Source organism: Mycobacterium sp. (assembly GCF_035697385.1).
Lineage (GTDB): Bacteria > Actinomycetota > Actinomycetes > Mycobacteriales > Mycobacteriaceae > Mycobacterium.
In genome coordinates, this window is the sequence record NZ_DASSCY010000294.1 from 1 (window position 1) to 24,985 (window position 24,985).

At 64.7% G+C, this 24,985-nt stretch carries 24 protein-coding genes; 13 read left to right on the top strand and 11 right to left on the bottom strand.

From position 1 onward, the window contains the following. From VFH65_RS25005 to VFH65_RS25020, 4 genes are all read right to left on the bottom strand, one after another. A partial coding sequence (locus VFH65_RS25005) for an acyl-CoA synthetase (protein WP_353325193.1) occupies positions 1-1,636 on the bottom strand: 1,636 nt, incomplete at its 3' end. A gap of 8 nt (positions 1,637-1,644) precedes the next feature. Continuing rightward, positions 1,645-2,259, bottom strand: a complete 615-nt coding sequence (locus VFH65_RS25010) for a PaaI family thioesterase (protein ID WP_353325195.1) — start codon at positions 2,257-2,259, stop codon at positions 1,645-1,647. Further along, positions 2,256-2,873 (bottom strand): cysteine hydrolase, encoded by a 618-nt coding sequence (locus tag VFH65_RS25015; RefSeq protein WP_353325197.1) that lies wholly within the window; start codon positions 2,871-2,873, stop codon positions 2,256-2,258. The genes VFH65_RS25010 and VFH65_RS25015 overlap by 4 nt, the downstream gene beginning before the upstream one ends. Next, entirely contained in the window at positions 2,870-3,898 is a 1,029-nt protein-coding gene (locus tag VFH65_RS25020) for an aromatic ring-hydroxylating oxygenase subunit alpha (RefSeq protein ID WP_353325199.1), read from the bottom strand. Before VFH65_RS25020 ends, VFH65_RS25015 begins: the two co-directional genes overlap by 4 nt. A gap of 261 nt (positions 3,899-4,159) precedes the next feature. Here VFH65_RS25020 and VFH65_RS25025 point away from each other — a divergent pair, with 261 nt between their 5' ends. The 3 genes from VFH65_RS25025 to VFH65_RS25035 all read left to right on the top strand — a co-directional run bounded on the left by VFH65_RS25025 (position 4,160) and on the right by VFH65_RS25035 (position 7,923). Beyond that, positions 4,160-5,092, top strand: a complete 933-nt coding sequence (locus tag VFH65_RS25025) for an acyl-ACP desaturase (protein ID WP_353325201.1) — start codon at positions 4,160-4,162, stop codon at positions 5,090-5,092. Between the two features lie 96 nt (positions 5,093-5,188). Further along, on the top strand, positions 5,189-6,808 hold the full coding sequence (locus VFH65_RS25030; protein WP_353325203.1) for a flavin-containing monooxygenase: 1,620 nt from the start codon (positions 5,189-5,191) through the stop codon (positions 6,806-6,808). Further along, complete coding sequence (locus VFH65_RS25035; RefSeq protein ID WP_353325204.1) at positions 6,808-7,923, top strand: alpha/beta fold hydrolase; 1,116 nt, start codon at positions 6,808-6,810, stop codon at positions 7,921-7,923. Before VFH65_RS25030 ends, VFH65_RS25035 begins: the two co-directional genes overlap by 1 nt. 19 nt (positions 7,924-7,942) lie before the next feature. On the opposite strand, the gene VFH65_RS25040 is transcribed toward VFH65_RS25035, so the two are convergent. Beyond that, the gene (locus VFH65_RS25040) at positions 7,943-8,566 is read right to left on the bottom strand and encodes a TetR/AcrR family transcriptional regulator (RefSeq protein ID WP_353325206.1); all 624 of its coding nucleotides are present in this window, start codon (positions 8,564-8,566) and stop codon (positions 7,943-7,945) included. A gap of 67 nt (positions 8,567-8,633) precedes the next feature. On the opposite strand from VFH65_RS25040, the gene VFH65_RS25045 reads away from it, so the two are divergent. The 4 genes from VFH65_RS25045 to VFH65_RS25060 are packed head-to-tail and all read left to right on the top strand — an operon-like array spanning position 8,634 to position 12,299. Further along, positions 8,634-9,722 carry a phosphotransferase gene (locus tag VFH65_RS25045; protein WP_353325207.1) on the top strand — a complete coding sequence of 363 codons (1,089 nt, stop codon included), beginning with the start codon at positions 8,634-8,636 and terminating at the stop codon, positions 9,720-9,722. Then, positions 9,719-10,093 (top strand): nuclear transport factor 2 family protein, encoded by a 375-nt coding sequence (locus VFH65_RS25050; RefSeq protein WP_353325208.1) that lies wholly within the window; start codon positions 9,719-9,721, stop codon positions 10,091-10,093. Before VFH65_RS25045 ends, VFH65_RS25050 begins: the two co-directional genes overlap by 4 nt. After that, the gene (locus VFH65_RS25055) at positions 10,090-11,157 is read left to right on the top strand and encodes a TIGR03857 family LLM class F420-dependent oxidoreductase (protein ID WP_353325210.1); all 1,068 of its coding nucleotides are present in this window, start codon (positions 10,090-10,092) and stop codon (positions 11,155-11,157) included. The genes VFH65_RS25050 and VFH65_RS25055 overlap by 4 nt, the downstream gene beginning before the upstream one ends. Before the next feature lie 5 nt (positions 11,158-11,162). Next, positions 11,163-12,299: an LLM class flavin-dependent oxidoreductase gene (locus tag VFH65_RS25060; RefSeq protein WP_353325212.1), complete on the top strand. Its 1,137-nt coding sequence runs from the start codon at positions 11,163-11,165 to the stop codon at positions 12,297-12,299. A 69-nt stretch (positions 12,300-12,368) separates the two neighbouring features. On the opposite strand, the gene VFH65_RS25065 is transcribed toward VFH65_RS25060, so the two are convergent. Then, on the bottom strand, positions 12,369-13,865 hold the full coding sequence (locus tag VFH65_RS25065) for an acyl-CoA carboxylase subunit beta (protein ID WP_353325214.1): 1,497 nt from the start codon (positions 13,863-13,865) through the stop codon (positions 12,369-12,371). Positions 13,866-13,950: 85 nt separating this feature from the next. Between VFH65_RS25065 and VFH65_RS25070 the strand changes: the two genes are divergently transcribed. Both VFH65_RS25070 and VFH65_RS25075 read left to right on the top strand, forming a co-directional pair. Next, the gene (locus VFH65_RS25070; RefSeq protein ID WP_353325215.1) at positions 13,951-15,003 is read left to right on the top strand and encodes an LLM class F420-dependent oxidoreductase; all 1,053 of its coding nucleotides are present in this window, start codon (positions 13,951-13,953) and stop codon (positions 15,001-15,003) included. Between the two features lie 11 nt (positions 15,004-15,014). Further along, the gene (locus VFH65_RS25075; RefSeq protein WP_353325255.1) at positions 15,015-16,238 is read left to right on the top strand and encodes a cytochrome P450; all 1,224 of its coding nucleotides are present in this window, start codon (positions 15,015-15,017) and stop codon (positions 16,236-16,238) included. Here VFH65_RS25075 and VFH65_RS25080 read toward each other — a convergent pair. Next, positions 16,235-17,518: an amidohydrolase family protein gene (locus tag VFH65_RS25080; protein ID WP_353325216.1), complete on the bottom strand. Its 1,284-nt coding sequence runs from the start codon at positions 17,516-17,518 to the stop codon at positions 16,235-16,237. The two genes, VFH65_RS25075 and VFH65_RS25080, sit on opposite strands and share 4 nt — an antisense overlap. 110 nt (positions 17,519-17,628) lie before the next feature. Between VFH65_RS25080 and VFH65_RS25085 the strand changes: the two genes are divergently transcribed. Next, positions 17,629-18,213 carry a carboxymuconolactone decarboxylase family protein gene (locus tag VFH65_RS25085; RefSeq protein WP_353325218.1) on the top strand — a complete coding sequence of 195 codons (585 nt, stop codon included), beginning with the start codon at positions 17,629-17,631 and terminating at the stop codon, positions 18,211-18,213. Between the two features lie 10 nt (positions 18,214-18,223). On the opposite strand, the gene VFH65_RS25090 is transcribed toward VFH65_RS25085, so the two are convergent. Both VFH65_RS25090 and VFH65_RS25095 read right to left on the bottom strand, forming a co-directional pair. Then, positions 18,224-18,415 carry a YbdD/YjiX family protein gene (locus VFH65_RS25090; protein ID WP_353325219.1) on the bottom strand — a complete coding sequence of 64 codons (192 nt, stop codon included), beginning with the start codon at positions 18,413-18,415 and terminating at the stop codon, positions 18,224-18,226. Further along, positions 18,361-20,652 carry a carbon starvation CstA family protein gene (locus VFH65_RS25095; RefSeq protein WP_353325220.1) on the bottom strand — a complete coding sequence of 764 codons (2,292 nt, stop codon included), beginning with the start codon at positions 20,650-20,652 and terminating at the stop codon, positions 18,361-18,363. The genes VFH65_RS25090 and VFH65_RS25095 overlap by 55 nt, the downstream gene beginning before the upstream one ends. Positions 20,653-20,787: 135 nt before the next feature. Here VFH65_RS25095 and VFH65_RS25100 point away from each other — a divergent pair, with 135 nt between their 5' ends. Genes VFH65_RS25100 through VFH65_RS25110 form a run of 3 tightly spaced genes read left to right on the top strand, consistent with a single transcriptional unit; the run spans position 20,788 to position 22,948 of the window. Further along, positions 20,788-21,606, top strand: coding sequence for an AfsR/SARP family transcriptional regulator (locus tag VFH65_RS25100; RefSeq protein ID WP_353325222.1), 819 nt, complete (start codon positions 20,788-20,790; stop codon positions 21,604-21,606). A 38-nt stretch (positions 21,607-21,644) separates the two neighbouring features. Beyond that, on the top strand, positions 21,645-22,679 hold the full coding sequence (locus VFH65_RS25105) for a trypsin-like serine peptidase (RefSeq protein ID WP_353325224.1): 1,035 nt from the start codon (positions 21,645-21,647) through the stop codon (positions 22,677-22,679). Between the two features lie 26 nt (positions 22,680-22,705). Continuing rightward, positions 22,706-22,948 (top strand): hypothetical protein, encoded by a 243-nt coding sequence (locus tag VFH65_RS25110; protein WP_353325225.1) that lies wholly within the window; start codon positions 22,706-22,708, stop codon positions 22,946-22,948. Here VFH65_RS25110 and VFH65_RS25115 read toward each other — a convergent pair. Then, entirely contained in the window at positions 22,941-24,491 is a 1,551-nt protein-coding gene (locus tag VFH65_RS25115) for an ATP-dependent DNA ligase (RefSeq protein WP_353325227.1), read from the bottom strand. The genes VFH65_RS25110 and VFH65_RS25115 overlap by 8 nt on opposite strands. 21 nt (positions 24,492-24,512) lie before the next feature. Further along, positions 24,513-24,917 carry a glutamyl-tRNA amidotransferase gene (locus VFH65_RS25120; RefSeq protein WP_353325229.1) on the bottom strand — a complete coding sequence of 135 codons (405 nt, stop codon included), beginning with the start codon at positions 24,915-24,917 and terminating at the stop codon, positions 24,513-24,515. Positions 24,918-24,985: the final 68 nt, after the last annotated feature.

Consider the following 24,985-nt stretch of genomic DNA (forward strand, 5'->3'; position numbering starts at 1 on the left):
TGCCCGCCGGGCTGCGCTCGATCACCGGCCGGAAGACGATTGCCTTGGGGAGTTTGTACCGCGCGATCGAATCCGCGGCGTGGTTGATGAGCTCCTGGGCGTCGGCGCTGGCGCCTTCGGCGAGGGCGACGATCGCAACGACCTCCTGCCCCCACTTCTCGCTGGGCCTGCCAGAGACGACCACGTCGGCCACCGCCGGATGCGACGCGATGGCCGTCTCGACCTCCTCGACGAAGATCTTCTCGCCTCCGGAGTTGATGGTGACCGAGTCACGGCCCAGCAGTTCGATCGAACCGTCGGCGAGGTGTCGCGCGCGATCGCCCGGCACCGAGTACCGCACACCGTCGATCACTGGGAAGGTGGCCGCGGTCTTGGCCGCGTCGCCCTTGTAACCCAGTGGCACATAGCCTCTTTGCGCGAGCCAGCCCATGCCGTCGTGGCCCGGTTCCAGGATCGCGCTGAGATCCTCGGACGCAACGAATGTGTCCGGGCCGGCGTTGAAATTGCCGGTCGCCACCGCGCCTGAGGCCGACATATGGGTCATCTGCGCGCCGGTCTCCGAGGAGCCGACGCCGTCGACGACGATCAGGCCGGGTTTGACGTCGATGAGGCGCTGTTTGGCCGTCGGGGTGAGCAGCGCCCCGCCGTTGGCCACCACCGCCAGCGACGATAGGTCGGCCGTACCACGTTCGATGGCTGCGGCCAATGGTCGCGCCATCGCGTCGCCGACGACCGTCACCGCCATCACCTTCTCGCGCTCGATCGTGGCGACCACCTCATCGGAGTCGAACCGGTCCGTGACCGCGGAGAAGACCACCGACTGGCCGGTGGTCATCGCGGTGAAGACCGCCCACTGCGCGGCGCCGTGCATCAGCGGGGGCAGGATCATGAGCCTGGATTCCGGCGCGTCCGCAACGCGTTTGGCGATGTCCTCGTAGGACTTGGCAAGCTCGCCGGTGTAGAGGCTGCGGCCGCCGAACGACGTCATGAAGATGTCGTGCTGGCGCCACAGCACGCCCTTCGGCATGCCCGTCGTGCCGCCGGTGTAAAGCACGTAGAGGTCGTCGGGTGACGGCTCTTCGGGCGGCAGTACGGCATCGCCCGACCTGACGATCGACTCGTAGTCCACGGCGCCGTGCACAAGGTCGTTGCCTGAGTCGTCAGCGATCTGGATGAGCACGCGAAGCCGCGGCAGCTGGGGAAGCACATCGGCGACTCGCGGCGCGAACGACGCGTGGTAGATCAGTGCGGTGGCGCCGGAGTCGGCGAGCAGGTAGTGCAATTCGTTCTTGACGTAGCGGTAGTTGACGTTGAACGGCGCGACCCGGGACCGCCACGCCCCGAGCATCGCCTCGACGTACTCGGGCCCGTTGTAGGCGTAGATGCCCAGCAGGTCCTGCCCGACTTCGTGACCGGCAAGCGTCGAGCGCTCGGTCTTGGCGCCCAGTCCCCGCGAATGGAGGTAGGCCGCGAGTCGGTTGGCCCGCTCGACGACCTGGGCGTAGGTATAGCGGCGGCGGCCTTGGATGATGAATTCCCGGTCACCGATAACTGCGCTGACGGTGTCGGCGGCGGCCGGGACGGTGAATTGTGTCGCGGAGTCGGACTCCGCGGACGTGAGGAGCGAATCGGACATCGTGCCTCTCAGGGCTGGTGGGGGAGCAGTTTTATCATCAGACCGCTGGCCTCGGATAGTACGTTGCCGTCCGAGTCACTCATTGTCGCCCTGACGAATGCTTTCCGTCCGTCGATGGAGTCAATCCAGGCCTTGGAGACCAAGGGTTCGTCGGTGGGTGTGATCTTGCGATAGTCGACGTGCAGATAGGCGGTCCTGCTGTCGGGGCGGCCGGCGGCGGAAACGACCATCCCGAAGTGCCAGTCGTAGAACAGCGGTATCACGCCGCCGTGGACTGCGCCGTTGCCGCCGACATGAAAACGGGTGAAGTGTCCCTGCATCGTGACGCCGTCGGGTCCGGATTCCGCAACCTGCCAAGGCGGCATCAGAGGATGGCCCAGTCCGGGTAGGTGTCGAGCACGCCCAGCAGGTGCGACACCGGCCGGCGCCCTGTGCAGTTCCAGGCGCGCACAGACGTCTTCGATGAGTTCGGCCGTGTCGTTCCAGAGCGATCTGTCGGGGCTCGTGGACACCGCGATGTCCTGCAGACGCCGCATGGCCGTCATGAATCGGGCCATTTCCGGCGGTGCGTCAACCGGTTTCACCCTTGCGAATTCACGGATCTCGTTGTCGGTGTCGGTCACGACTGCTTCCACACGTCGAGGAGGTCATCGGTGGTCGTGATGGTTGAAAGCAGCGACAGCGTGTTGTCGATGATCGCGGTGGCATAGTCGGCAGGGATGCCGGCAACGGCGTCTCGGGGCACGACGACGCGGTATGCTGCGTTCACTGCGTCCATGACGAGATTGGTTATCGCGACGTTGACCGAGACGCCGACGGCGACGATGGTCGTTATTTCGAGATTGCGCAGCACGGCGTCGAGGTCGGTTCCGCCCATCGGTCCGATGCCATGCCACCGACGAAGAACGAGATCGCTTGGCTCCGGGCCGAGTTCGGGCAGCAGCTCGGCGCCCGGCGTGCCCGGTGTGATCGCGACGTTGTCGCCGATCGCGAAGATCTTGGCGTTGTGATTGGCGCCGAGACCATCGGGCCGCCGTTGCACGAGGCAGTGGACGACCTTCACACCGGTTTCACGGGCGGCTGGCAGGAGCCGTTCGATGTTGGGCAGCGCTTCACGGCGCGCTTCGTCTGCGAGCACAGCTAACCCAGCGTCGGGACCCATCACTGCGCCCTGGCACTCCTGGGTGACGATCGCGGTGTGCGCCGGTGAGACCAGTTCGGCAAGGTCTGGCTTCACGCGGACGCGACCTCGTCATTCTGGGGGACACCGGTGGGAGGAACTTCGTAAAACTGCGTCGCCCACTTCCTCATGGCCATATAGGGTTTCGCGTCGATCTTCGCCAGCGGCGGGCGCTCGATGTACTCCTGGTAGCGCCAGATGTCGAGGTCCTCCCAGACGGTGCCGAGGAATTGCCGTTCGACTCGCTCGCGCACCGCGTCCGGTGGCACGTCGGAGGTGTCCCCGGGCAGGCGGGGCCACCAGATCGAATAGAACATGTTGGAGGATTCGTCGTCGACGGGGGTGCAGGCGAAGATCAGGCGATGGTTCGACGAGCCTTCGAACGCACTGATGGCGAATCCGAGTCCGGAGAAATGGCTGTGGATGTACAACGCCATCTTGTTCGGATCATCGCTGCGGGCGTCGGGCCAACCGGTGAGGAATCTCCATTCCTCGTCGACCACTTCCCAATTAAGACACACCGGAGTCACCGTCGCGCCGTGTACATAGTGAAAGTGGGAGCTGTCCGGTCCGTTCTCGGCGACGATCTGTGGATGCACCGGCTCGTTCTCCGTGCGCCGCGAGAACTCGGGATAGGGCCGGTAGTAGGCGTCGGGGTCGGTCGGGAACTGCGGAAACTTGTGAAAGAGGTCAGGCAGTTCCCACTGCGGCTCCTTGCCCTCGGGCTGATGCCACATGAACACGCAGCCGTACTGCTCGCGCACGGGGAACACCCGCAAGCGCAGCGCTCGGTTCGGCCGGTCCGGCTGGTAGGGGATGTACCGGTTGGTGCCGTCGGGTCCCCACCGCCAGCCGTGGAACGGGCATTCGACACAGTCGCCGACGACCTTGCCGCCGTGGCCGATGTGGGCGCCGAGGTGACGGCAGTGGCCGGACAGCACGTGCAGTTCGCCCGCTTCGTCGCGGTAGGCGACCAGGTCCTCGCCGAAGTACCGCAGCGGACGAACCTCGCTGGCGCCGAACTCAGCCGACCAGCCGATCATGAACCAGCCGGTGACCTTCCAGGTGAACGGGACTTTCACCTCGGCGCCTCCTGAGTTGATGGATACTAAATCGATTACAGTATAGATTTCCGCAAAGGGCAAGATCAGGGCACCCGCCGTGCGTAACGCTATGGCGCGAATTCGGCCGATTTCCCGCCATGGCGTTACAGCCGGTGCGAAAGAGGCTGTCAGTCAACAAATTTGAATTCGACCACTGATGAACTCTTGATTTTCTGTCAACCTACGGTAGCGTAGGTTACGCAGCCGTAGGTGCAGGACTGAAAGTCGGGAGGAGTCTCGATGACGACCATGCAAGTCGATTTACTCACTGAGCTGGAACCCGTGGTGGAAGACAACCTCAACCGCCACCTCGCGAAGGCGAAGCCCTGGAATCCGCACGACTACGTTCCGTGGAGCCGTGGGCGTGACTTCGCGTTGTTAGGTGGTGAGGACTGGGCTCCGGAGGATTCCCAGCTCGACGAGGTTTCCAAAGCGGCGATGATCGTGAACCTTCTAACCGAGGACAACCTGCCGTCATACCATCGCGAAATCGCTCTGCGGTTCGGACCTGACGGCGCCTGGGGGCAGTGGGTCGGCCAGTGGACGGCCGAAGAGGGTCGGCACAGTATTGCGATACGCGACTATCTCATCGTCACCCGCGGCGTCGATCCCGTAGCCCTCGAGCAGGGCCGCATGGTGCACACGGCGGCCGGCTACGACTCGGGCGACAAATCACTTCTAGAGGCGTTGGCATACGTGTCCTTCCAGGAACTGGCGACGCGGATCAGCCACCGCAACACCGGCCGGGCATCCGGATGTCCTGTCGCCGAACAACTCCTCACCCGAGTGGCAACCGACGAGAACCTGCACATGGTCTTCTACCGGAACCTGGTGGACGCCGCGCTTGACATCGCCCCGAATGAAACCATGCAGGCGATTGCTCGCGAGGTAATCAACTTCCAGATGCCCGGAAGCACCATGCCAGGCTTCGCGGAAAAAGCTCTGACGATCGCCAAGGCCGGGATCTATGACCTACGTTCGCATTTGGATGATGTCGTGCGCCCGGTGTTGCGGTTCTGGAGAGTGTTCGAGCGTGACGATCTCGACGGTGAAGGAGAGCGCGCGCGCAATGAGCTGGCGGGCTTTCTCGATCTGGTGGAGGCCAAGGCCGCCCACTATGAGCAACGTCGTCAGGAACGACTGGCGAGCGCAGGCGCTCCGTCCGGTCGCTGACCCCTCGCTGCGCCTCTCGCTCAAATCACCCCGCGGCCCGGTTTCTGTACTGTAATAGTTACAGTAATCGCCGTAGCAGGGAACGTGAGGTGCCGCATGCCCGGTTCTGCCCGGTTCGACGCGATCGTCATCGGTGCCGGCTTCTCCGGGCTGTATGCCTTGCACCGACTGCGCGAACTCGGCGTGCGGACCCGGATCCTCGAGATGGCCGAAAATGTCGGCGGGACATGGCTGTACAACCGCTATCCGGGCGCACGGTGTGACATCGAAAGCGTCGAGTATTCCTACAGCTTCTCCGACGAGATCCAGCAGGAGTGGGTGTGGACCGAGACGATGCCGACGCAGCCTGAGATCGAGGCCTATCTCAACTTCGTCGCCGACCGGCTTGATCTGCGCCGCGATATTCAGTTCGGCACGAAGGTCGTCGCCATGACCTTCGACGACGAAGCCGCGATGTGGGAGGTGCGGACCGAGGCGGGGGAGCTTTTCGTTGCGCCGTTTGTGGTCGCGGCGTCCGGCATCTTGTCTGTGCCGCTGGAACCCGACATCGCCGGAATGGACACCTTCGCGGGAACCTCCTTGTACACCAGCCGCTGGCCGGTCGACGGCTACGAGCTGGCCGGCAAGCGCGTCGGCGTCATCGGCACGGGTTCGACTGGCGTGCAACTAATTCCGGTGGTGGCACGGCAGGCCCGACATCTGCATGTGTTCCAGCGTTCGCCGGCGTACACACTGCCGTGGCAGGTCCGTTCACTAGAGCCTGGCGAGCTCGACGAGATGAAGGCCCGCTACGGCGAGATCCGGGCCGCACAGCGACAGCACCCTGTCGGGGCCGCGCGGCTGAGCGCCTTCTCGGTGATGCTCGAGATGATTACGCGGCCGCCATTGAAAACGGCCTCTCGTGAAGAACAACGGCGCGCCGTTGAGGAGCACGGAGTGGTCGGCGCGCTCAGCTGGGGTGACGTGTTCTTCGACATCGAGGCCAACCAGATGGCCGCGAAGCTCTACGGCGAGGCGGTGGCGCGAATAGTTCGGGACCCGGAAACGGCCGCGGCACTGACGCCGAGTCATCCCTTCGGCTGCAAGCGGCCAATCATTGACCAGGGGTATTACGAGACGTTCAACCGTGACAACGTCACCCTGGTCGACCTGCGCAAGAGCCCGATCCGCGAGGTGACGCCGGCGGGCATCCACACCGAACAAGGTCTCTACGAACTGGATGTGATCGTCTACGCCACCGGGTTCGACGCGATGACCGGTGCGCTCACTCGCATCGACATCCGCGGTCGAGATGGCCTATCCCTTCGGGCGTTCTGGGGCAGCGCAGGGCCGTTGTCCTATCTTGGTTTGGCGGTGGCCGGGTTCCCCAACCTGTTCATCGTTCAGGCGCCGGGAAGCCCGTCGGCGGCAACCAATTTCGTTGCCGCGCTGGAGCAACACGTGGAGTGGATCGGCGATTGCGTCGCCTATCTGCGCTCCAACGGTTATCGCACCATCGAGGCGCTGCCCGAGGCGCAGCGCGAATGGATCGAACACACGACATCGCTGGTCGCGCCGACCGTGCTCGTGCATCCGACATGCAACTCCTGGTACAACGGCGGCAACGTCCCCGGCAAGAAGCGGATGTACATGGGTTACACGGCGGGCATACCTGAGTACCGGCGCCGCTGCGACGAAATCGCCGACGCCGGGTACACCGGATTCAAGCTCGCGTGATGAGACCGGCTGAACGCGCTTGGCGGATCGGCCGTGACTTCGCGGGCGTATTGCCGCGGGCACACGCGCCACTTCGGCAGTCGGGCGGCTGGAATCCTCTGTCGCCAAACGGTATTCGCCTGCTAGGTGAGTTACTGTTCGATGAGTTGGCTCTGACGGGTATGACGTTGACGGCTCCGCCGCCCAAACTCGAGCGTTCGGTCGCGTCATGCGGGGCAGCGGCGCACGAGTTGTCCGGGCTCGGCATGCGGGCTCATGCGGACCCAGAACCCTTGCGTGTGAAGACTGTTCGCCGGCGCAGGATCGGGCGGCTGGCATACGAACAGATGACATTCGAGCACCATCCCCACCTGCCGAGCTCACTGGTTGCTGAGGGTCTTGGTGGGCCGGCGACCGTGGCGGTGCACCTGTGTCGCCGCGGCGACGACCGCAGGCCCTGGCTGGTCTGGGTCCACGGGGCGGGACAGGGGCAACCGCTGGACCTTCTCTTCTCCCGCGCCAGACGCATCCAGGACGAGCTGGGGTTCAACATCGCGTTGCCCGTGCAGCCGGGCCATGGTGTGCGCAGCAACGCGTGGCCGCCCTATCCCAACATGGACCCGTTGAACAACGTCGCCGGCATGATTCGATCCGTTTCGGAGGTGCGGGCCGTGATTCGGTGGCTGGCGCCGCAAGCCACCGCCATTGCGGTGTCGGGAGTGTCCATGGGCAGTCCGGTCGCGTCGCTCGTATCGCATCTCGAGAAGGTGGACGCCGTGGCGGTGTACACGCCGATCTTCGGGCTGAATGCCATGATCGCGAATCACATTGGACGATGGGGCCCGTCGGTACAGGACATCAAGGAGCTGCTGCAGTCCGAAGTCGTGTCGTCGTTGAATTCTGCGGTTGACCATCTCAACGTCGAGCCGTCGCCACCACCGCATCGCCGCCTCATAGTGGGCGCGTGGCACGACCGAATGGCGATGCGCGAACCTGCTCTAGCGCTACAAGACCGGTGGGGTGGCGAACTCTACTGGCACGACGGAAGCCACGCCGGCCACCTCGTTTCCCGACGGGTGCAAGCGGTGACCGAAAGGTTCCTTGACGGGCTGAACGCGGAAGGCGGCCGCCGATAGTGCGGGTACGAAAAGTGACTCAGTGCGCGGCGGAGGACGTTCCGTAGTCGTCGACGATGCGTGCTCGGACGTTCGCCAGCTCCCGTCCGAGGTCGGACTGGTCGGGCAGCGCCGTCCACCAGAATGCGATGCCGAACACCGCTGTGCTGATGTCAGTGACGGCCCGGGCGATGTCGATACCGGAACGGACTGAACCGTCGCGGATCCCTTTTCGCAGGCCTTTCTCGACTTTCGCGGCGCCACTCTTCAACTGATCCCGCACGCGATGCCGTAAGGGCGATGTGGTCTTCACCGCCTCGAACGTCGCAACGAACATCGCCAGGAGCATTCCGCGGTCCTCGGCGTAGATCTCCTCAATCCGGTCGAAGTGGGCGAGCATCTGCTGCATGCCGCTGGTCTTCGGGTCAGGATCGGGGTTGAGATGCCTCACGTACTCGTGAAGGAAGGCCTCGAGGATGGCGTCCTTGCTGCCGAACCTGGCGTGGACCATCGCCCGGCTATAGCCGGCCCGTCGGCCGATCTCAGCAGCAGTCGTTGCCTCCCAGCCCTTCTCGACGATCAGCTCCGCGGCAGCCTGGAGCAACCGCCGGTTGGAGGTCTCGACGCGCTCGGGCTGCGTCAGCCCGCGGGCGGGGGAAGGCACCCTTGCATATTAGACGCTCGACAACTAACTTAGTTGCTCTGCGTCAAATTTCTTTGGGAGGTCAAGGTTGACTTCTGGTGGGATTGCCGGTTCGGCCGGCGGCACCACGGCGGCGGTTCCGTCCGGCATCGACGACGTGACCCCGCAGTGGCTGACAACCGTGCTGGGCGGCGCGACGGTCACCGACATGCGGGCCGAGCGGATCGCGCAGGACACCGGATTCTCTTCGCTGCTGTATCGGCTCCATCTCGTGGGCGACGCTGGCCTGCCGTCGACACTCATCGTCAAACTGCCCGCCGAGTCGGAGGCTCGCGGAGCGATGGACATGCTCGGCGGGTATCGACGCGAGGTCTCGTTCTATCGAAGCGTTGCGGGCAGGGCGCCGTTGAGCACGCCGGAGGTCTACGTCGCACGCATAGTCGAAGGCTCTGCCGACTTCATCCTGGTATTGGAGGACTTGCGCGATTGGGAAAACGCCGATCACTTGGCCGGCCTGTCGATGGATCGCGCTCGGTTGTGTATCGCAGAACTCGCCGGGTTGCACGGTTGGTCGGTGAATCCCGCGAATACGGCTGTGCTCGAGGAGTTTCCGCGTCTGGACACGCCGATGGCCCGCGACCTGTTCTTTCCGGCGTTCGGAGCCGGGTGGCAGGTCTACCTGGACAAGTCATCGGAGCCTGTTCCGACGAAGGTGGCCCGCTACGCCGACAAGTTCGCTGAGCACGCCCCCTTGGCCCTTGAGGCATTGACCGAACGTTCGATGCTGCTGCACGGCGATATCAGGGCCGACAACATGTTCTTCGACGGTGATCGGCTGAAGGTGGTCGATTTCCAGTTCACGGCGCAGGGCCCCGGGGCGGCTGACATCGGCTACTTGGTCAGCCAGGGCCTTCCGACGGAGGTGCGTCGCGGCCACGATGAGGAGTTGGTCCGCGAGTATCTGCAACACCTTGCGGCCCACGGTGTCTCCGACTATTCGTTCGACGAGGCGTGGCGGCAATATCGATTCGCCGTGGCGTACTTGATGCTGCTTCCAGTCATCATCCTGATCGGCTGGGATGCCCTGCCTGAACGTTCGCGCGCGTTGTGCCTGAAGCTCACCGAACGTGCCGTGGCCACCATCGACGACATCGACGCACTGGAGGTATTCGGATGACTCGCACCGCACGCGAAGTGGTCGAGCTGTACAACTTCGTAGTCTGGAATGAGCGAAACTTCGAGCTGGCTGATGAGTTGTTCGCCGACACGGTGATTCGCCACGACGTCGATGAGGTCACCACCCTGACCCACGACCAGGCGGTCCAGCGTGTCAAGGACTCGTGGGCGATGTTCGACAAATTGCGCTTCGACCTCAATCTCGTCGTCGCCGGCGACGACGGTGAGCATGTCGCGATCGTCTATCAGATGACCGGGACTACCCCCGACGGAAACGACATGCCCATCGGGAGCATCGAAGTGTTCCACGTCGTCGACGGCCGGATCACCGAGGTCTACAACTGCGGCTACAAGCAAGGGTTTTGGCAGTGACTGAATTGTCGGCGGGGCCGACGGAAACTGAACGCGTGCTCGACGAGCTGGGCTACTACCTGTTGGCCGGTGCCGGCGGCGAGGGTCCCGCGACGCTGATGGACGAGGCGCGTCGTGGCGAAGAGATGGGCTTCGGTACGGCGTTCATCTCCGAGCGCTGGAATGTCAAAGAAGCCTCGTCGCTCGTGGGCGCCGCGTGCGCGGTTACTAACCGTATGCAGATCGCCACGGCCGCAACGAATCACAACACCCGCCATCCGCTGATCACCGGATCGTGGGCGACGACCATGCATCGGCTCTCAGGTGGACGGTTCACGTTGGGAATCGGGCGGGGAGTGGCGGCGATGTACGCGGCGTTCGGAGTTCCCGCGGTGACCACCGCGCAGATGGAGGACTTCGCCCACGTCATGCGCCGACTCTGGCAAGGCGAGGTGATTTTCAATCACGACGGGCCCATCGGCAAGTATCAGGTGCTGTTCCTCGATCCCGATTTCAAGGAGGACATTCGGCTGGCCATCGTGGCGTTCGGCCCCAACACACTTTCTTTGGGCGGCCGGGCTTTCGATGACGTCGTCCTGCACACCTACTTCACGCCGGAGACCTTGCAGCGGTGCGTCAAGACGGTGAAGGACGCCGCCGAGAAGGCCGGCCGCGATCCCGACAGTGTGCGGGTGTGGTCGTGTTTCGCCACGGTGGGCGATCACCTACCGGAAGAGCTGCGGCTGAAGAAGACGGTCGCCCGGCTGGCAACATATCTGCAGGGCTATGGCGATCTTCTGGTCAGCACAAACGGCTGGGAACCTGCGGTGCTGCAACGATTTCGGGAGGATTCGGTCGTCACCTCAATCCCTGGCGGCATCGACCACAAGGCCTCGCCTGAGCAGATCGAGCACATCGCAACGCTGATACCTGATGAATGGCTGGAGCCGTCGGCCACCGGGTCGGCGCAACAGTGCGTCGACCGTATCCGCAAGGAATTCGGCTACGGTGCCGACGCGGTGATCATGCACGGCGCGACACCCGTTGAACTGGAGCCGATCGTCGACGCGTATCGCGGCGAGTAGAACACATGCTCGTCGGTTTGATGGACTCGGTGATGGCCGGAAGGCCGACCGCCGATGCATTTACACGCGCCAATTATCTTGCTGCCGTTGCCGGTCGGGTCGACTCGTATTGGGTGCCCGACCACATCAACGGGCAGACGCCTCGGCCGTTGTGGGATCCGAAGTACACCGCTGCGGCGCGGCTGCTGCAATCGCCCGACGCGGCGATGGAGGCGTGGACGCTGCTCGGAAGTCTCGCGGCCCGGCGGCGATTCAGTCGTGTCCGCCTCGGGATCGGGGTGACCGACACCGGCCGTCGCAACCCAGCCGTCACCGCGCAGGCGATCGCGACCCTGAATCTGCTCACCCGGGGCCGCGCGATACTGGGTATCGGTCCTGGCGAACGTGTCGGCAACGAGCCCTACGGTGTGGACTGGTCGAAGCCGGTGGCGCGCTTCGAGGAGGCGCTGGCCACTATTCGCGCGCTGTGGGCCTCGAAAGGTGAACTCGTCAACCGTGATTCACCGTTCTTCCCGTTGCGCAACGCCATCTTCGATCTGCCGCCCTACAAGGGCAAATGGCCCGAGATCTGGATCGCCGCCCACGGCCCCCGCATGCTGCGGGCAACCGGACGCTATGGCGACGCGTGGTTTCCCGGGTTCGCCCACCGGCCCCAGGACTATGCCGAACGCCTGCAGGTGATCCGGGCGGCGGCGTCGGACGCGGGGCGCGACCCGATGTCGATCACGCCCGCCCTATGGCTGCCCGTCATCGCGGGCCCGAGCCGTGGGGTCGTCGACGAGGCGCTGGAGTCCACCGTCGTCAAGACGTGGGCTCTCAATGCCCCCGCGGAGTTTTTCGGCCACCACGATGCCGTGCATCCGATGGGGGATGGCTTCGCCGGCATGCAGGACCACGTCGCGTTCACCATGGACGAGCAGACGATCCGCGAAAAGTCAGCCAAGGTACCGGTTTCGGTCGTCAAGGGGATGGTGCTGAACGGCACCGTCGATGACGTGCTTGAGCAGGCGGCCCAGTGGCGCGACCACGGAGTCCGCTACATCGTCGTGGTCAACTTCGGGCCGATGCAGCCGGGGGTGCGCAACGCGATCGCGACGGTGCGGCCCTTCAACAAGGTGGTCCGCGGCCTCAAGCGGCTGTGATTTGTGTGCGTTGAGGAGCGCTCAGCGCAGAGCGCTCAGCGCAACAAAACGCACCAAAATCGCTCGAAGTCAGGGCGTGATTACGGTGCGGGACACCGGCTCTGGTGCGGCTTGCCGACTGTAGATGCCGCGCTGCAGGGCAGCGAGTATCGCGTCCCTGGTCTCTCGCGGATCGATGAGGTCGTCGAAGCCGAGATGGCCGGCCGACCTGAAGGACGCCTCGACCTCCGCGTTGCGCAGCTTGGCCTCCATGTCCTCCGCGGCGTGGGAGGCCTTACTCAGCGCGGCCGCGCTCATCGCTCCCATGGTGGCGCCGGGGTAGGCGAACGTCGCGCCCTGGTTGTCGAACCCGAGCAGTGACATGACCATCGAACCGAATCCGTATGCCTTGCGCAGCGTCACATGAAGCTTCAGCGTGGTCGCTGCCGTCTGCGCGGCGAACATTCGCGCTCCGCTGCGCAGCACGCCGCTTTTCTCCGACCGGCTGCCCGGCAGCATGCCGGGGTTGTCGGCGAGGAAGACGATCGGCAGGTGGAACGAATCGGCCACGGTGATGAAGTGCGCCGCTTTGTCGGCGGCGTCGGCATCGATGGAGCCGGCGAGCACCTTCGGTTGATTGGCCACGACAGCGACGGGATGGCCACCGAGGTGGGCGAGCGCGCAGATGATCGCGGGCCCGAACTTCGGCTGGATCTCGAACCAGTCGGGGCTGTCGAAGACGACGTCGAGCACCGCACGCATGTCGTACACGCGGCGATTGCCGCGCGGAACGATCTCGAGCAGTTCGGGGGTCGGTCGTGGCTCGGTCGCCTCGCTCTCAGGCAACGACGAGGGATACGACCACGCGCTCGGCGGGAAGTACGACAGATATCTGCGGATGTCGTCGAGCACGCCCTCGTCGTCCTCGGCAAGATTGTGGATCACCCCGCTGGCCATGGCGACATTGGGGCCGCCCAGATCCTCTTTCGAAATCTCTTCGCCCGTCGACTCTTTCACGACGGGTGGGCCGGCCGTGAAGATCGCTCCCTGACGGCTCATGATGGTCCAGTCGCACACTGGAGCGACGAGGGCGCCGTGGCCGGCCGAGGGGCCAAGCAACCCCGCGACGGTCGGCACCTTTCCTGAGCACTGCGCCTGTGCCAGCAGATCCGTGGGCGTGCGCCCGTAATGCTCACCGCTGGGGCGGAATCCCGCGCCTTCGAGCAGCATCACCAGAGGAATCTTGTCGCGCAACGCCAACTCGGCTAGCCGGTAGCGCTTGGCGTTGCCGCCAGGCCCGATGCTGCCAGCCAGAGTGGTGAAGTCTTCTGCGCCGACCATCACCGGCGAGCCGTTAATCAGGCCGGCGCCGGTGATAATCCCGTCGGCGGCGATGTCTCCGCCGACCAACGTGCCGAACTCACGAAACGTGCCCTTGTCGAGGAGGTGATCGAGACGCGAGCGCGCGTCGAGCTTGCCTTTTCCCCGGTGTTTGGCCAGCCGGTCCGGTCCGCCCATCGCGCGCGAACGCTCACGCCGAAGATCGAGATCTTCGAGCGTCTCCTTCCAGCCCTGCTCGTTCGTCATGCGCACTTCCTGTCGTCCAAGGCGATCGTCGCACCGGCATGTTCACGTTGACCATACTGAATTGCTTACTGTAGCGTCCTCTCTTATGAGTGACCGCGGCGGCCTCAAGGTCGACGGGGCCGTCTCCAGCCAACTCGCTGGCGTCACCGAGGCGGCACGCGAGCTGGAGCGACGAGGTTACGACTGTTGCTGGACAGCGGAGATCAACCACGACCCCTTCCTGCCGCTGGTGCTGGCCGCCGAGCACACGACCACGATCGAACTGGGCACCAGCATCGCGGTGGCGTTCGCGCGAACGCCGATGACCGTCGCCAACATCGGCTGGGATCTGCAGGCGTTCTCCAAGGGTCGCTTCAACCTCGGGTTGGGCTCGCAGATCAAACCCCACATCGAGAAGCGGTTCAGCATGCCATGGAGCCAGCCGGTGCAGCGGATGCGCGAGTTTGTGCTGGCGCTGCGAGAGATCTGGACATGCTGGCAGGACGGCACCAAGCTTCAGTTCGAAGGCAACTTCTACACCCACAAGATCATGACGCCGATGTTCACGCCGGAGCCGTTGTCATATCCGTTCCCCAAGGTCTTCGTCGCCGCGGTCGGTGAGGCGATGACCGAGATGTGCGGCGAGGTCGCGGACGGAATGCTCGCCCACGCGTTCACCACGAAGCGTTACTTCGAAGAGGTCACGACGCCGGCGTTGCTTCGGGGGATGGAGCGCTCCGGTCGCAAGCGAAGCGAATTCCAGCTGTCCGCCCCGGTTTTCGTGGTGACAGGAGCCGACGAAGCCGAACTGGCCGCCGGCGCCGCCGGCACACGCAAGCAGATCGCCTTCTACGGTTCGACCCCCGCGTACCGCAAGGTTTTGGATCTGCACGGCTGGGGCGACCTGCACACGGAATTGCACCGGTTGAGCCTGCAGGGCGACTGGGACGCCATGGGATCCCTGATCGACGACGAGGTCCTCGACGCGTTCGCGGTAGTCGCCCCTCTTGACATGGTCGCGAGCAGGATCCGTGATCGGTGCGACGGCGTGATCGATCGTGTCCTGGTGGGCTTTCCGTCCTCGGTGTCAGAGGACACCGTTGCCGCGCTGCTGGAGGAACTACGCCAGCCGACTACCTCAGTAAGGAGCAGCTCATGACCACCCCGATCATGGATGAGGCAGCCAAGGTCTTCGCCGATCCCAAGGCGTACACCGACGAGCCGAAACTTCATGCGGCGCTGAGCCATCTACGCGCCCATGCTCCGGTGTCATGGGTCGACGTGCCGAATTACCGGCCGTTCTGGGCGATCACGAAGCACGCCGACATCATGGCGATCGAACGCGCCAACACCCTCTTCACCAACTCGCCGCGCCCCGTGCTGATGACCACCGAGTCCGACGAGCTACAGGCAGGGATGGGCCTGAAGACCTTGATCCACTTGGATGATCCGCAGCATCGCGTCGTGCGGGCGATCGGCGCGGACTGGTTCCGGCCAAAAGCCATGCGGGCGATGAAGGTTCGTGTCGACGAACTGGCCAAGATGTTCGTGGACCGGATGATGGCCGCCGGGACTGAATGCGACTTCGTTCAGGAGGTCGCGGTGAACTTCCCGCTGTACGTGATCATGTCCCTGCTGGGTTTGCCCGAAGCTGACTTCCCGCGAATCCTCACGTACAGCCAGGAGTTGTTGGGCAGCGACGATGATGAACTTCAGCGGGGCACCACGCTAGAGGAGCACGGAGCGGCGCTGATGGACATGTTTGAATACTTCAACGCGCTGACCGCGTCGCGCCGCGAACACCCGACGGAGGACCTGGCCTCTGCGATCTCGAATGCCGTCGTCGGTGGTGAGCGCCTATCCGACATCGACGTTGTCTCGTATTACCTGATCATCGCCACCGCCGGCCACGACACCACCAGCGCCACCATTTCCGGTGGGCTGCATGCCCTGATCGAGAATCCCGATCAACGAATGCGCCTGCGCGACAACATGGATTTGATGCCGCTGGGAACAGAGGAGATGATCCGCTGGGTCACACCGGTCAAGGAGTTCATGCGCACCGCCAGCGAGGACACCACCGTGCGCGGTGTGCCGATCAGGGCCGGGGAGTCGGTACTGCTGTCGTACCCGTCGGCCAATCGCGACGAAGAGATCTTCGACGATCCGTTCCGGTTCGACGTCACGCGAGATCCCAACAAGCACATGGCCTTTGGCTACGGCGTGCACTTCTGTCTCGGCGCGGCCCTGGCCCGCATGGAGATCAACAGCTTCTTCAGTGAGCTGCTGCCGCGGTTGGATTCAGTTGAGCTGGCAGGAGAGCCCGAGTACGTCGCGACCACTTTCGTCGGCGGGCTCAAGCACCTGCCGATCCGCTATTCGCTGAAGCGCTAGTCCCCGGAGTTTCCGCGCGTTGCAGCGTGCAGCGCGTCTCCTCGCGTGCCCTTTTCGTGGTGGGACAGCGCCCTGATGGACACATCGTGGCCTTCGGCGGCTTTGCGCAGCGCGCCGACGGTGGCCTGGTCTTTGGAGATGTGGCTGAACGGGTCCCAGTGATACCAGCGCATCGCGTTCTCGAAGGTCATCTTGTTGACCTCGTCATCGGGCACGTTGTTTTCGGTGAGCACCTCGTGCAGCTGCTCAGGGGCGCCTGGCCACATCGAGTCGCTGTGCGGGTAGTCGGCTTCCCAGCAGATGTTGTCGATACCGATGTCGTTGCGCAGCTTGACCCCGACGTGATCGGAGATGAAACAGGTCAAGAAGTGCTCGCGGAACACCTCCGAAGGCTTCTGACCCTTGAAGTCCTGACCCGTCCACGTCGAATGCATCTCGTAGGTGCGATCTGCGCGCTCAAGGAAGTACGGGATCCACCCGGTGCCGCCTTCGGACAACCCGATCTTCAGGTCGGGATACTTCTTGATCGGCTTGGACCACAACAGATCCGCGGCGGCCTGCACGATGTTCATCGGCTGCAGGGTGATCATCACATCCATCGGCGCATCCGCGGCGGTGATCGCCAACTTCCCTGACGAGCCGATGTGCACATTCATCACCGTGTCGGTGTCCACCAGCGCCTCCCACAGCGGCGTCCAGTAGTCATCGTGGAACGACGGATATCCCATCGCCGCCGGATTCTCGGTGAACGTCAACGCATGCACCCCCCGCTTGGCGTTGCGACGCACTTCAGCAGCGCAGGCTTCGGCGTCCCAAATCACCGGCAAGCACATCGGAATGAACCGCGCCGGATACGCCGCACACCACTCCTCGACATGCCAGTCGTTGTAGGCCTGCAACAGCGCCAACGAAAAGTCGGGGTCCTCGGTGGCGAACAACCGACCCGCAAAGCCCGGAAACGACGGGAAACAGATGGATCCCAGGATGCCGCCGGCGTTCATGTCCTTGACCCGTTCATCGACCTGCCAGCACCCCGGCCGGATCTCGTCGAGCCCCTGGGGCTCCAGGCCGTACTCCTCCTTGGGCCGGCCCGCCACCGCATTGAGCGCCACATTCGGAATCACCGTGTCCCGGAACTGCCACGTATCACTGCCGTCCGGGTTGTGCACCAACTGCGGGGCGTCATCGATGTAGCGCTTCGGCAGATGGTTCTTGAACATGTCCGGCGGCTCGACAATGTGATCGTCAACGCTGATCAAGATCATGTCGTCCTTGTTCATCAGGACGCTCCTTTCACGACGGCCTTACCGTATGGCCGACAGTTTAGCGCCGAAACGACCCCCGGCCGTATAGCGTGTACGTAACCGACAACTTACGGCGACGCGAGGCGATGATGGCTCGAATTACTCCTTCAACGGCGTTCGAATCGATTTCCACCGCTGATCTCGGTCACGGCGACCGGATCAACCTCGGGGTGGCGGCGATACTCGGGCATCGTCCCGAAGTGGCAGGCGCACTGGGCTCGCTGAAGGCGGCTCTGCAGACCAGCGGAACCCTCCCGCCGAGACTCGTGGAACTGGTCCGGCTCAGGATCGCCTTCCACAACCAGTGCCGAAGCTGTATGTCGGTGCGCTATCAGAGTGCCATCGACGACGGCCTCACGGAAGATGCGGTGTGCTCGCTCGAGCGGCCCGCAGACGCTGACGACTTGTCGCAGGCCGAGCGCAGCGCGTTGAGATTCGCCGACCTCTTCGCCACCGATCATCTGTCGATCGACAACACGGTGTACGACGATCTGCGGCGCCACTTCACCGAGGACGAGCTTGTCGAACTCGGCGTGCACTGTGCCTACGCGTTGGGCATGGGGCGGTTGACGGCAACGTGGGACGTTACCGAGGACGTGCCCGAGGGGTTTCGGTCGTCGGATTCGCCACTGGCGCCGTGGGTTTCCGACGGCGTCGTTGCGTCTGGCTAGTCGTCGGGCCCTAGCAGCAGCGAGGGTTGGGGTTGGACTCCGTCGCATCGTGGCGCCTGCGCCAGTACTCCCGCTCCGACATGACGGACTCGCCGGGGTGCGTGAGCCTGCGGTGTTCGACGTAACGGCGGTAGTGATTGTCACCCATCAATGTGCCCCAGTACCAACCGATCTGGTGTGCGACTTCGGCAACGCGTCCCATTGCTTCTGCACCTTCCTCTCGACGGCTGTCGGGATCAGGCCCGACGGGGCGAATATCCGGGATGCCACCGGCTCGTCTTCGCTCAACGGCGTTCCGGTACCACGAATTGCCCGTAGTGCCATTATGACTCCGGCGGCGAACACGATCACCGTCAGCGACGCGAACAGTATCGACAGCGTGCCCTGGATGTACGTGTTGCGCACGATCTTGTCGACGTCACCGGGGGTCTTCGCAGTAAGGCAGAGCCTTCCCGCCTCTTGTGCGGCCTGGCAGATGCCGTGCTGCGTCCAGTAGCCGACCTTGGGGTCGCCGGAGAAGATCTTCTGCCAGGACGCCGTGAGCGTCACGGTGAGATCCCACAGCAGCGGAACACCGGGTATCCAGGCCCATTTCAGCAGGCCCTTCTTGATCACCACCACCGTGACGACGGTCAGCGCAATCGCCGCGAGCAACTGATTGGCGATGCCGAACAACGGGAACAGCGTGTTGATGCCACCGAGCGGATCGGTGACGCCCATCAGCAGGATGCTGCCCCATGCGGCGACCACGATGACGCTGCACGCCCACGCGCCAGGGCGCCAGCTCGGATCCTTCAACTTGCGCAGCGGCCCACCGAGATTGCTCAGCCCGTCCGACAGCATGAAGCGGCAGACGCGGGTGCCGGCGTCGACCGTCGTCAGGATGAACAGAGCCTCGAACATGATCGCGAAGTGATACCAGAACGCCTTGAGCGCGTCGCCGCCGAAGACCTTGCTCAGCACTTCGGACATGCCGAACGCCAGCGTCGGGGCCCCACCGGTGCGCGACACGATCGACGTTTCACCGACATCCTCGGCTGCTTGGGTGATCTGCTCCGCGGTGGCCGGAGGCCCGGACAAGCCGAGTCCGTTGACGTAGGCCGCTGCGGTTTCCGCCGTGCCGCCGGTCTGGGCGGCGGGCGCATTGAGCGTGAAGTACAGGTGCTGATTGAGGATGGCGGCGGTGATCAGCGCCATGATGCCGACGAATGACTCGGTCAGCATGCCGCCGTAGCCGATCAGCCGCATCTGGCTTTCCTTCTCCAACAGCTTTGGCGTGGTGCCCGACGAGATCAGCGAGTGGAAACCGGACAACGCGCCGCACGCAATGGTGATGAACAGGAACGGGAACAGCGACCCGGCGAACACCGGACCGGTACCGCTGAGGGCGAACGGTGAGATCGCCTCGGCTTCCATCACCGGCCTGGCGATCAGGATGCCGACCGCGAGCAGCGCGATGGTGCCCACCTTCATGAACGTGGACAAATAGTCGCGCGGCGCCAGCAGCAACCACACCGGCAGCACCGAAGCGGCAAAGCCATAGATGATGAGGCACCAGGACAACGCAACCGGCGATAGGTCGAACCAAGCTGCACCCCAAGATGTTTCGGCGACCCAGCTACCCGACGCCACCGCCAGCAGCAACAGCACAACACCGATCGCCGACACTTCCGACACCCGGCCCGGGCGCAGGAAGCGCAGGTATACGCCCATGAAGAGGGCGATAGGGATCGTCATCGCGATGGAGAACACGCCCCACGGGCTTTGAGCAAGTGCCTGCACCACCACCAACGCCAGCACCGCCAGCAGGATCACCATGATGGCGAGGACCCCGACGATGGCGGCCGCGCCGCCGACAGCACCCAGCTCTTCGCGTGCCATCTGGCCCAGCGAACGGCCGCGCCGCCGGGTGGAGATCGACAGCACCAAAAAGTCCTGCACACACCCGGCGAACACCGCGCCGATGATGATCCAGATGGTGCCCGGCAGGTAACCCATCTGCATGGCCAGCACCGGGCCGACCAGGGGGCCTGCGCCGGCGATCGCCGCGAAATGGTGGCCGAACAGCACCCGACGGTCGGTCGGCATGTAGTCGGTGTCGTTCTCGAAAAGCTCTGCCGGAGTGGCGTTGTCGTCGCGAGGCTTCACGATGTTCATCTCGATCAGCCGTGCGTAGAACCGGAAACCGATCACGTAGGTGCAGATTGCGGCGATGACGAACCACACCGCGTTGACGGTCTCCCCGCGGAAGAACGCGATGATCGCCCACGCGATCGCACCGATGAGCGCGATGATCCCGAAGATGATCTTGTGCCGCGTGGTGATCGGCGAGCGGTCGATGATGGCTACCGGCGGCAAATCCTTGTCCGTGCGGATATAGGTGACGTCGCCTTCGGTTTCCTCGATGCGGTCCGATGGTGCGGCGGTGGGTGAAGCCACGTTCTCTCCCCTCGTCGACGGTGGAGTTTCTTGTGCCTTGGGCCGATCCTTCCACTGCCATGTTGGACCTGCCCCCAATTCAGCTGCATTCCGTCAACGCGTGGCGCCCGGGAAAAAGCGAGTAGCCGACTACGCATGCGGCTCGCACCGCACGCGGCGCAGCATGGGGCGCAGATCGACTCATGGAGTACGGACGCCGAGCCTTACGGGGGACCCGACATGGCACGACTGAACATGCTGCCTGTATTCGACGTGATCCGCGATGGAAGGCCACTGAACCTGCCCGTGCGGGCGCAGCGACTGGTAGCGCTACTGGCCGTGAACGGCGGCGCGGTGGCGAGATCCACTGCTGCCGAACGACTATGGCCCGATGTGATCAACGCCCGAGCCCTGGCAAGCCTTCGCGCGACGCTGTGGGGGCTCGCACGCGCACCCTGGTCACCGGTGGTCGTCTGTGGCGAAACTCTGATGCTGAATCGGGACGTCGAATCCGACCTGGGCCGCGCGCGGGCGTTGGCCACAGCGGTGCTCGACGGCGATCACGTGCCGCTCGATATCGGCTGTGTGCAGCGATTGTCCACCGACCTGCTACCCGGCTGGTGCGATGAATGGCTTACCCACGAACGCGAAAGGCACCGCCAGCTGCGGCTACACGCACTCGACCAGCTGTGCGTGCTGCACGCCGAACACGGCCGGTTCGCGTCGGCCGTCATGGCCGGGCTAGCGAGCGTGGTGGGTGACCCGACCCGCGAGTCGGCTCACCGGGCCCTGATGAGAGCCCACCTGCTGGAAGGCAATCCTTCCGAGGCCATCCGGCAATTCCACAGTTACGTCCGCATCGCGCGCTCCGAACTCGGCATTTCAGCGTCGGCGCAGATGGAACGGCTGCTGCTGGAGGCCCTCGACGACGGTGTCCGCGCAGACACCGAGCGCTGCGTCCCCACCGCGGTGTGACGTATCGATAACGCCGCGATCACACCCGCCCGACTTGGATGGATTCACCCACCAGCCAGCAAGACAAGGGACCGATCACCATGGGAAGCACCACCAAATCGAACCGCCGGCCGGCCTCGTTGACCGACTACGAGGTCATCGACTCATCCGGACCGGTGGCCACCGCGCCGCCAGTCACCACCGAATACGAGTCGCCCAGCGGGCTCGACTTGAACAACCCCGACCCGTACACGGAGTCGACGAACGCCGAGGCTCTAGTCGCGACACTGACGGCAGGCGGCGAGGTGGCGGCCAGCGAACCGGGTGAAACCGGGGGACTGGCGCTCGACGAATCCGACACCGTTGCCGCCCCCGACGCGATCGTGGGCAGCTATCCAGAAGTCGCCGAAACCACCCTCGAGGTCATCATCGGCCCGGACGAGCGCATCCGCGTCACCAACACCAGGGCGTTTCCCTGGCGCGCGGTGTGTGCGCTGAGCATCACCGCGGCGAACAACCGCCAGTTCATCGGAACCGGATGGCTGATCGGCCCGCGGACCGTGATCACCGCGGGCCACTGCGTCTACATGCACGAAGAAGGGGGCTGGGCGCGGTCGATCCGGGTGATCCCCGCATGCAACGACGCCGATCAGCCCTACGGCGTTCACGCCGGCACGGACCTTCGCAGTGTGACCGGCTGGACCACCAGCAAGAACCGCGAATTCGATTACGGCGCGATCATCCTTCCTTCCGGCTCACGGCCCGGCGACCAGACCGGGTACTTCGGGTTTGGCGCGAGAACCGACGCGTTTCTGAGCGGCGCGGCGCTCAACCTGTCGGGTTATCCCGGCGACAAGGGTGGCCGCCAGCAGTGGTTCATGGCGCAGCGGCCGAAGTCGGTGTCCAATCAGGTCATCACGTATGACATCGACACCATGGGCGGGCAGAGCGGCTCGCCGGTCTGGGTTCTGGAAAACGGCGCCCGCTACGGCGTGGGAATCCACACCAACGGTGCCGGGTCGGGCAATTCGGCGACTCGGATCAACAGCAACGTCTACAACATGCTGCTGAGCTGGAAGAATCTCGGGTTGTAAGCACCCGCAGGAGCCGGGAGGCAGGCGTGGTCACCGTCGCTTTCCGAGACTCCGCCGGGCGCCCCGTGGTCGATGCCATCGTGAGCATCGCCTCGGCGCCCGGCGAGATCCGGGACATCGGCATGGTCACAGACGAGCGCGGCGAAATCAGCATCGCCACCTCTGGGATGGGCGACTACGAGTTCGTCGTATTCAGGGCGGGCAATGCGCAGAATGTGCGGACACATATTGCGCGAGAGGACGAGCGCCTGACGCTCGTGCTCAACTAGCGCCGCGCTCGTAGAACGCGCGAACCGTGTCGATGGTGTCGGCCTCGGCCGGGCCCTTGTCGTCGCGGTAACGCAGCACCCGCGCGAACCGCAACGCCATACCGCCTGGGTAGCGCGACGAGCCCTGCACGCCGTCGAACGCGATCTCGACCACCTGCTCGGGCCTTACCTTCACCACATAGCCGTCGGTAGGCCCGTCGGCCAGTTCCGTGAATCGGGCGGTCTGCCACTCCAGCATCGCGTCCGTCATTCCCTTGAAAGTCTTTCCGAGCATGACGAATCCGCCTGTCGCCGGGTCGCGGGCGCCGAGGTGGATGTTGGACAGCTTGCCGGTGCGACGGCCCGAACCCCACTCGACGCCAAGCACCACCAGGTCGAGCGTGTGCACCGGTTTGACCTTCAGCCAGCCCGCACCGCGACGGCCCGCCTCATACGGCGCACCGAGCGATTTCGCCATCACGCCCTCGTGCCCGGCTTCCAGTGTCACGTCGAGGAACCGTTGGGCGACATCGGCTTTGGTGGTGATCAACCGGTCCACCCTCTGGGTCTCGGGCACGATGCTGTCCAGTGCCGCAAGCCGTTCGCTGGTAGGTCGGTCGAGCAGGTCGGTGCCGTCGAGGTGCAGCAGATCGAACACGAACACCGACAGCGGCTGCGCGACGCGTGCGGCCGCGATATCGACCGAGCGCCCGAACCGCGACGCGGTGACCTGGAAGCGATGCGGGCGCCCGTCAGGACGCAGCGCGATCGCCTCGGCGTCGGCGATCAGGTCGGTGACGGGCAGCGCCAGCGTCGCCTCGACCACCTCTGGCAGGCGCTCGGTGACGTCATCGAGGCTGCGGGTGTAGATCGACACCGCATCGCCAACGCGGTGGATCTGCACCCGCGCGCCATCCAGCTTGGCCTCGAATACCGCTGTGCCACCGAGACGTTCGAGCGCCTCGGCGACACCGGTCGCGGTCTGCGCCAGCATCGGGCCCACCGGCCGGCCGACCTTGAGAGTGAACTGTGCCAGCGCCGCCTCGCCGCCGGTGAGTGCTGCGGCCGCAACTGCGGGCAGCGCGCCGCCGAGCATCGCCGCGCGTCGCACCGCGGTGGCCGGGAGCTCCGCCGCCTTGGCCACGGCATCGGCCATCACCCCGATGAGAGCGCCCTGGCGCAGTTCCCCGCCGAGCAGGCGGCGCAGGAACGTCTGCTCGCCGTCGGTCGCTGTGCCGAACAACTCGGTGACGAGCTGGGCCCGTCGCGCCTGCGATCCCTTGCCGGCGACCGCGCCGATCTCAGTGAACCTGGCGTCGACCTCCAGCACCGTCAGCGACGGCTCGGTGGCAGGCGACGGTAATGAACGCAGTGCCGCCCAGCCGACGCCGATCTGCCGTTGCGGCAGCTCGCCGGATAGCCACGACACCGCGACCGCGACAAGCCGCGGGTTGTCCTCGGCGCCTGCGACACGCAGCAATTCGGCGATCCGGGCGATTTTGGCCAGCCGGGCCGACGTGGCGCCGACCTCGGCCGACGCGGTAGCGACGTCAACGAGCTGCACGAACTCAGCCTCGCATGAGGCTCAGACATTCCCGAGCAGGTCGGTGAGGACGGCTGCCTCTTCTCGCAGGGTGGTGGCGCGCTCGGGGTGGCCGCCCGCGGTGAACGCGTCCGCCGCGGACATCCGATCGTCGACCTCGGCGCGCAGCAGCGCGCGGATCTGCGTGTCGGACAGCTGACGGCGCGCCACTTCGGCGCCACCGAGGCCCGTGACGGCGCCCGCGATCGTCCCGCTGGAGGCTCCGTCGACCTGCGCGCCATCGGGAGTCTCTGTTCCCAATGTCGCCGTCGGAACGGCTCCGGCGTTGTCGATCGCGCTCAGCGCCGACCGCAGCGCGGAAGTCCGCATGGTGTCGCGGTCCTTGCGCGCAGTCAGCAGTGCGTCGTGCAGTTTGGTGCGCCACTGGTCTGCGGGTTGAGGGGTCACGTGGCGCCAATTTAGGCGTGAGCGTGCGTGTTTGCATGTGAATTTTCGGCGTGCCGGGCCGCAAACAC